Annotated in this window: 5 protein-coding genes; 2 read left to right on the top strand and 3 right to left on the bottom strand. The window is 39.1% G+C overall.

Going from position 1 to position 7,665, the window contains the following annotated elements; all coding sequences use genetic code 11:
* The first annotated feature begins 226 nt into the window (after positions 1-226).
* Together QUE23_RS09605 and QUE23_RS09600 are read left to right on the top strand one after the other, a co-directional pair.
* On the top strand, positions 227-1,498 hold the full coding sequence (locus tag QUE23_RS09605; RefSeq protein ID WP_286349508.1) for a BspA family leucine-rich repeat surface protein: 1,272 nt from the start codon (positions 227-229) through the stop codon (positions 1,496-1,498).
* Positions 1,499-1,570: 72 nt separating this feature from the next.
* Entirely contained in the window at positions 1,571-3,091 is a 1,521-nt protein-coding gene (locus tag QUE23_RS09600; RefSeq protein ID WP_286349507.1) for a DUF2779 domain-containing protein, read from the top strand.
* A 249-nt stretch (positions 3,092-3,340) separates the two neighbouring features.
* Here the strand turns inward: QUE23_RS09600 and QUE23_RS09595 are convergent, their stop codons facing one another.
* The 3 genes from QUE23_RS09595 to QUE23_RS09585 all read right to left on the bottom strand — a co-directional run bounded on the left by QUE23_RS09595 (position 3,341) and on the right by QUE23_RS09585 (position 7,448).
* Complete coding sequence (locus QUE23_RS09595; RefSeq protein WP_286349506.1) at positions 3,341-4,078, bottom strand: CAAX protease; 738 nt, start codon at positions 4,076-4,078, stop codon at positions 3,341-3,343.
* A gap of 417 nt (positions 4,079-4,495) precedes the next feature.
* On the bottom strand, positions 4,496-7,132 hold the full coding sequence (locus QUE23_RS09590) for a coiled-coil domain-containing protein (RefSeq protein ID WP_286349505.1): 2,637 nt from the start codon (positions 7,130-7,132) through the stop codon (positions 4,496-4,498).
* A 10-nt stretch (positions 7,133-7,142) separates the two neighbouring features.
* Positions 7,143-7,448 (bottom strand): hypothetical protein, encoded by a 306-nt coding sequence (locus QUE23_RS09585; protein WP_286349504.1) that lies wholly within the window; start codon positions 7,446-7,448, stop codon positions 7,143-7,145.
* Positions 7,449-7,665: the final 217 nt, after the last annotated feature.

Here is a 7,665-nt window from a genome sequence, read left to right as displayed (position 1 = left end):
TTTGGGACATTCAATGTAGGGCGTTATGGCTTTTGCTTGTCCGGGGACTTCTATTGGCATGTATGCTATGTTTCTAGAAATGCTCACCCGTTGCCCATTGTGCAAAAACAAGAAAAGGGGATAAGGTTTTATGCCAAGTGCACCTAAAGGAACTGTTAAAAATTATACCAAGCGCTATTTTCCTAAGACAAAAGAGGAACTCAAAGAACTAGTGAGAGATAGAAGTGTGCATTTGGGAGAAATCGACATCAGTGCGATCAAAGATCTAAGTCGGGTGTTTTCAAACGATGGTTCTATTCGAGCTCGTATTATTATCTCTCAAGGGCGCAACTTCAAAGGGTTAGAGAGCTGGAATGTGTCACATGTAACAAACATGGCCGGCATGTTTCGCGATGTAGCGCACTTTAACCATGATATTTCAAGTTGGGATGTGTCTGGAGTCAAGGATATGCATGAAATGTTCTATAACTGCACCAACTTCAACCAATCCCTGGATAGGTGGAACGTATCCAAGGTCACGAATATGAAGAGCATGTTTGAGAATTGCACTAACTTCAACCAGCCTCTGAATAGCTGGGATGTATCGCATGTGACAAACATGGAATGTATGTTCTATCAATGCACCAACTTCAACCAACCCTTAAACAAATGGGATGTATCCAGGGTGACGAATATGGGGGGTATGTTTCATTGTTGCACCAACTTCAACCAGCCCTTAGATAGTTGGAATGTATCCAAAGTTATGAGTATGCACGAGATGTTTTCCAGTTGCATCAGCTTCAACCAACCCTTAGATAGTTGGGATATATCTCACATTAAAGATATGGGTGGCTTATTTCATGACTGCAAAAGTTTCAACCAGCCTCTGAATAGCTGGGATGTGTCGCATGTGACAAACATGGAATCTATGTTCTATAACTGTATAAACTTCAACCAACCTTTAGAAAGCTGGGATGTCTCAAGCGTTACAGACATGGGAAGAATGTTTGAGAGTTGTACAAATTTTAATCAGCCCCTGGACAAATGGGATGTATCGGGCGTGGAAAACATGGCATTAATGTTTTCTAAATGCACCAATTTTAACCAGCCCTTAGAAAATTGGGATGTATTGAGTGTGAGGAGTATGTATGGTATATTTTTTGAGTGTACCAATTTTAACCAGCCTTTGGATAAATGGGATGTATCTGGCGTGAGAAACATGGATGGCATGTTTTATAGATGTGTTAAGTTTAATCAACCTTTAGGTAATTGGAGGGTATCAAGTGTTACAGATATGCATTGGATGTTCCGTGGATGTACCAATTTTAATCAGCCATTGGATAAGTGGGATGTATCTAGGGTTACGAATATGAGTGAAATGTTTTCTAGTTGTAGAACTTTCAACCAATCTTTGGAAAGTTGGGATGTGTCCAAGGTTACAAATATGAAAAACATGTTCATGAATTGTAGTGCACTCAAGAAATTGCCAAAATGGTATGAACAAAAAAAGACAAAGTAGGATGATAAAAAGCAATTGGTTATATAAAAAAAAGTAAAATCGACTTTTTATCTTGTCTCAAAAGGATAACCCATGCACCTGTCTAAATCCAAGTTCTTAAAAGGCATGCAATGCCCCAAAATGTTGTGGCTAGAGAAACATAAAAAAGAAGTGCTGCAAACAGACGCAGGGTTCTTAGCAAAAGCACAAATCGGGCAAGATGTGGGGCAACTTGCCCGAAAGCTATTCCACAAAGGCGTGGAAGTTGTCTTTAATGCAGAGAACATGGCAAGTATGGCTAAACATACCAAAGAGCTTATCGATCAAGGTGTAAAAACCATTTACGAAGCCACTTTTGAATATCAGGGGATCTTTGTGATGGTGGATATTCTAGAGATTGAGGGCAATGGTGTCGTGCTAAATGAAGTGAAAAGCTCTACAAGTGCCTTTGAGGATACAAAAAAGATAAAGCCCAAGGAGGCATATTTATGGGATTTAGGCATACAGTACTATGTCCTTAAGGGTTTGGGCTATGATATTAAGGGGGCTTTTTTAATTTGTCTAAACAATGCCTATATTAGAGAGGACGCACTGGAGCCAGAAAAATTATTTTTAAAAGAGGACTTGCTAGAGTTTGTCAAGGATTTTCAAAGTAAAGTCCCCGAGCATTTAGAGAGTATGCGCCAAACCCTGGAGAGCAATCAAGAACCTGCCATAGACATCGGCGCGCATTGTGGTAACCCCTACCCATGTGATGCTGAAGTTTACTGTTGGCAAGAGCAAAGGGGGATTACAGGTCAAGACCATGTTTTTACGATCGCAAGGCTTAGATTCGATCAAAAAATGCAATTTTATAGGAGTGGGCGCGTGTTTTTCAAGGACTTCAACCAAGAGGACTTACAAGAACTCAAGCCAAAACAAGTCTTGCAAATCACGAGCACCTTGAATAAAAAAGTCCACATAGACAGAGAGGGCATCAAAGAGTTTTTAGCGCAACTTGAATACCCCATTTACCATTTGGACTTTGAAACCATACAACCAGCTATCCCCCCTTTCACAGACACCAAACCTTATGGCAAGATCCCTTTCCAATACTCTCTCCACATTGAGTCTGAAAATGGCAAGCTAGAACACAAAGAGTTTTTAGCAGATTGTGGCACCGATGGGCGTTTGGCTTTAGCACAACAACTCATCAAGGATATTCCAAGTGGTGCTTGTGTGTTGGCTTACAACGCTGCATTTGAAAAGAGCGTCTTACAAGATTTAGCTAATTTGCTTGCCAACAAGCACCCTAAAATAGCTGAGGCACTGCTACAGATCAAAGAGGATATGTTGGATTTAATGCAACCTTTCCAAAGGGGACATTACTACGATCCCAAAATGGGAGGTAGTTATTCCATTAAAAATGTCTTGCCTGCTTTAGTGCCAGATTTTGAAAACGCCTATAAAAATTTAAAGCTCGTGCATAATGGCGAGGAGGCGATGGAGGCTTACGCTCAAATGCCTGGCATGCCAAAAGAAGAGCAAGATAAATACAAGAAAGCTCTTTTAGAATATTGTAAGCTAGACACTTTGGCGATGGTGAAGGTGTTAGGGGTGTTAAGGGGGACATAAAAGAGTTTTATGGCGTTGATGAGTGGCTTAATGTAAGCCCTTACCCTAACTCCCTTTGGTGCTTGCTCTTAGCCTAATTAAATGCTTTTAGCAGTTTAGGTTATCACTCTATCGCCCGATTAAGTAATAAAATAAATTGCGTTAAAGAGATTGTATTTAGAAACAAATAAAGGTACTTATAGTGTGCCTAAAAATCAAACAGCCTCAAAACACAAGAATCCTTATAAATCCCATGTTCAGTTAAAAACTTCAAAAATCAAAAACCTGTAAATTAATGCTTTTTTTCATCCTTTCAAGGTTATAACCAAGGCGCAAAAGTAAAACTACTACATCTTTTTGAAACTTAATGTGTGTGGGCTTGTTATGAAAGACTTCATTGCGGGCATCTCTAATGCGTTTAATTGTGCTAAGGGCATGCTGTTTGGTTCCATACACAGGTAAAGGCTGTCCTTTGTAAGCCTTTTGTGCCTTGAAAATATGTTCAAAGTAGGGATAGTAATGTCTTAGAAGGTGTTCTAAATCTCCTAAAGAAAATAAGTCAAAAATATCAAATGTGGTGCAACCATCTTTGATGGGTTTATTTAATTTTTTACTGCGTGCGTTTGCCTTGTCAGCGAGATAGGAACAATGAGGGCTTTTATGTAAGAACCAATCATCCCGATCGCGATTAAATGCATTAGCAAGTGTTGTAGCCATTGTGCTACGCAGAGCATGTTCAAAACATTGTAAAATAAAAAAATATGCTTGGTGTCGTTCAAGCCTCTTATGATAGTTATCCATAACAATATCAAACAGATCCCTATCGATCCTACCTTGATTTTTATCAAATAAAATCTTAGTTTCTTTGCAAGCTCCATAGAGATATTGGTGGTGCAAGACCCCTATACTCTGTTTGATTTTTTCTTCAAAAAAAGGTGTAATCAAATGTGGATAACCTTGAAATAAATACACCAAACGCTCAAAAAAATCTTGTTGTATGTTATACATCATTCTCTCCTTCTGTGAGTCATCTATTGTTTAGTGTAAGTTGCTTAATATGCCAATCATATAAGAAAAATACACAACAGCGTTTAGTTATTTTTGTTCTAAAAAATGATAAAATCATAGAAGTTCAGGGGTCTAAACTGCCGTGGGTAGCAGTGTACCATTTGGAGAGTTTCTTCACTTGGAGGATGCTCTGGATTAAAAAGAGAATAATAGTCGGTGTTGGTCATTTTCTATCCCTTGTCAAATACGCTGGTAGCATTGCATTTACACGCGCTACATTTGTAAATAGCTTATGGTGTTTGTAAGTGTATTAAAATATACTAAACACAAATAATCAATATTTCAAACACTATTAAACACATTAAACATTATTTAAAATTGTATTTAATATTGCTTGAATTATTTAAATACAAGCCTCTACTTATGATAACCTCCGCCTTTTTCATCTCCGCCTTTCTCATGCAAGTCCCTTAGTATTTGCTCTGCTCTTTCTTTGTGCATGCGGACAACGCTATCTATGTCGTCTAAGATTAGACTAGCTTCTTTAGGGTCTATCTTGGCTAACTCAGCAATGAAATCTAAAGCATCTTTCCACAATTCTGACTCTAGTATTGTTTGTGCCGTAGATTGCTCTAGCTCAATCTCAGGGGCTTTGGGGACAAGCGTATCATATAAAGAAAAAGTAAGCTCTGTGGATTTTGGCAAGCATGAATGAGGCAAGCAAGCCATCGATTGCACGGAGCACCCAAAGTTATGTAACAAACCATTAAAATTGCTATTTGTTGTTTCTAAATCGTGAAAAGACAGAGCTTTGAGTCTTTGGATTAACTCATTATCTGTCACCTTGTCTAGGTGTGCTTTTAGTTCTTTACCATTGCTATCATCCATCCAAAACACCCACTCTTTACACGCAAAACCATGCAAGCTCGCCCCCTTGTGTTCTTTGGAGTAATTTTCAAAGAAATCTTTGGCTTTTTGCTCTATTGTCTTTGCTCCACTCTCTTGGGTTTTGGCTTCTTGTTTCTGTGGAGTGTTTAGGGTGTTGATTTGTTCTTGAGGTGTTTGAACTTCTGTGTCTTTGGCTTCAAGGTCTTTGGTGTGCTGTGCTTTGAGACCATCAAGTCCTTGACTTTGCCCTGTAAGCCCTTTGGTATCCGTTTGTGCGTGTTTTACATTGCTAATCGCTTCTATGAACCTTTTAAGCATGTCTTGGGGTGTGCTGTTTTTATCTACACTGATACCTAATCTCTCACAAAGAGTGCTTAAGTCTTTTTTAATAATTTCTAAATTTTCAGTTTTATTTTTTTCTAGTTGAAACCTAGTTTCTACCGCCTTAAGTTTGTCTTGGGCTGTGGGATTGTTGTTTTGCTCTTGTGCTTCAATTAATGCGCTGTAAGCGGTGTTGATGGCGGTTTTTAAAGCTGTCTTGTCTTTCTCTGCATTGCTAGCTCTTGTTTCTGCACTCTCTGCTTTAGTTGTGAGCTCTTGTATTTTATCTATCTGTTCTTGAAACTCTTTAATCTTTTCTTCAAGCTTTGTTTTGGCTGTGCTAGCAAGAAAGCACTTACCCCCACCTGCAAGATCACAGAGTTCTTTTAAGTCTTTCTCAAGGTTAGTCTTGGCTTTCTCAAAGCTACCCTTATCGCTCTTGAGCTGTCTAATGCCACTCTCAAGGCTTGCTAAACTCTCTTGGGCGGTGTCCTTGCTATCTACACCTACTAGAGCACAAAGGTCGTTCAAATCTTCTAGGCGTTGGGTTTCAAGGTTTTTGTGTTTCTCTATCTCTTTTCTCAAAGTTTCTTGTGTTTGGGTTATCTTGGCTTCTTTGTCTATTACTTCATCTTGGATGCGCTCTAGCTCAGCATTTAACTCAAATTCATTGCTCAACAAATCATTGATCACAGGCAAGACTTCATCTAAGGTATAAATCTCTTTATCTAGCCACTTAGCAATTTGTTCATTAGCTGCGTGGCAAATGGCGGGGGCTTTACGCAGTCTTAGCAATCTACGGATTTCATTGGTGAAGGCTTTAATGTCTTGCTTGCCCTGAGATAAACGGATTTCAAGTAAATTAGCAGACATCCTTTCTTGGCGTTCAAGTGCTGTGTAAGCCTTAAGTCCGTGTTTTTGCATGGTCTTTGTGATTTCTTGATCAAGGTCGTTTAATTCTTTTTGTAGTTTTTCATTTTTTTCTGTGGCTTGTTGTAGAGATGCTTTGAGTTCATTGTTTTCTTTCTCAAGCCTTGACACTTCTTTGTTTGCTTGCTTTAGTCCGCTCTGGGCTTTTTTCACATCTACAAAGCCCTTAGCCGTGTCTAACACTTTATCGAGCACGCCATGCTTGTAGTGTTTTTCAACCCGCGCCCTTGCTTCTTCTAAGGGTTCATTCGTGTAACGGGCAATGTTTGCTTCTCTTTGTAAGGCTTGTTCCTCTGTTAAACGCTTGGCTCTTTCTTCTTCTTTCATCACCGCCCACGCTCTAGGTTCAATGCGTTTGCGTTTGCTCTCACGCCTGTCTATACCTCTATCCATATTTAGCCAGTTAGCTACATTTGTCTGTAAATCTCTAAACCATTGGCGTTGGCGTTGTTCGCCTTGAAACATACACTTGCCCGTGTCTTTGTTGATGGGTAAAAACTCAATGTGTCCGTGGTGATTGATCACAGGATGACCTTCATCATCAAAGTGTCCTTCATCATAGTGTCTCGCACACATAATCACTTGCCATTGATAGGTTTCTTCTAGTTTGTGAGCTACCATTGCAACATCTTTGAGGGTGTGGTTAGGTTTGAGATTGATCACAGCGGACCATTTTTGAGACACTTTAAAGTGTGGGCCTCTCTTGCGGTTTTTCTCAAAGACTTCTTCAGCCTTTGAAACAATTTCCACTTCACGCCTCATTGCCTCTGCAACACTACAAGAAACTTCAACCCCTTCTTTGTGTGCCCACACACTAATGGGTAAGACATAATTAGGAGGTAAATCTCTTGTATTGTGGCGGGCTTGGATAGGGTTAGCTGTCTTTTTAATGTGGATACAGGCGATGTTGCCCATTACCTAATCTTTAAGGTTTTTTAGGATTTTCTGTATTTGTAGGATTTATAGAGCCTATAGATTGCTTTTGATTCTTTTGTGCTTTCTCTCGTTGTTTGGCTGACTCCATGGCTTTGGCAATTTTTACCAAATTATCCCCAGCTACATCTAGTTTGTCTTCAAGATTTTTGGCTTCTTTTTGGGCTTTAGTGAGCTTTGCTTCTAGTTGGAGTTCAGCTTTAAGATTTTTGTCATAGAGTTTAGAAAGTTCTCTATAACTCATCTCATTTAGATTAAGCTGTGTTGTTTTTGGATTTTCTTTATCTGTATTTGCCATAAATTCTCTTTTAATCACAAATTTAGACTAAGATTTTAACACACATTAAAAGATTTTAAAGTTTTTAGCTTACAATACATTTCAATGATTTTAAAGTCCCGCCGACTAGGCGCAAATTTAGCGCAATAAAGGCGTTAAGCCGTGCCCCGTGTAGGCTTATTGCGTAAATTTGCAAATTTATGCAATAAAAGGTTCAACTCCGTTTTCACCACGCCCA

The organism is Helicobacter felistomachi (assembly GCF_030296895.1).
GTDB classification, from domain to species: domain Bacteria; phylum Campylobacterota; class Campylobacteria; order Campylobacterales; family Helicobacteraceae; genus Helicobacter; species Helicobacter felistomachi.
Note: the sequence above shows the minus strand (reverse complement) of the source record. Positions and strands in the feature narration are given on the sequence as shown.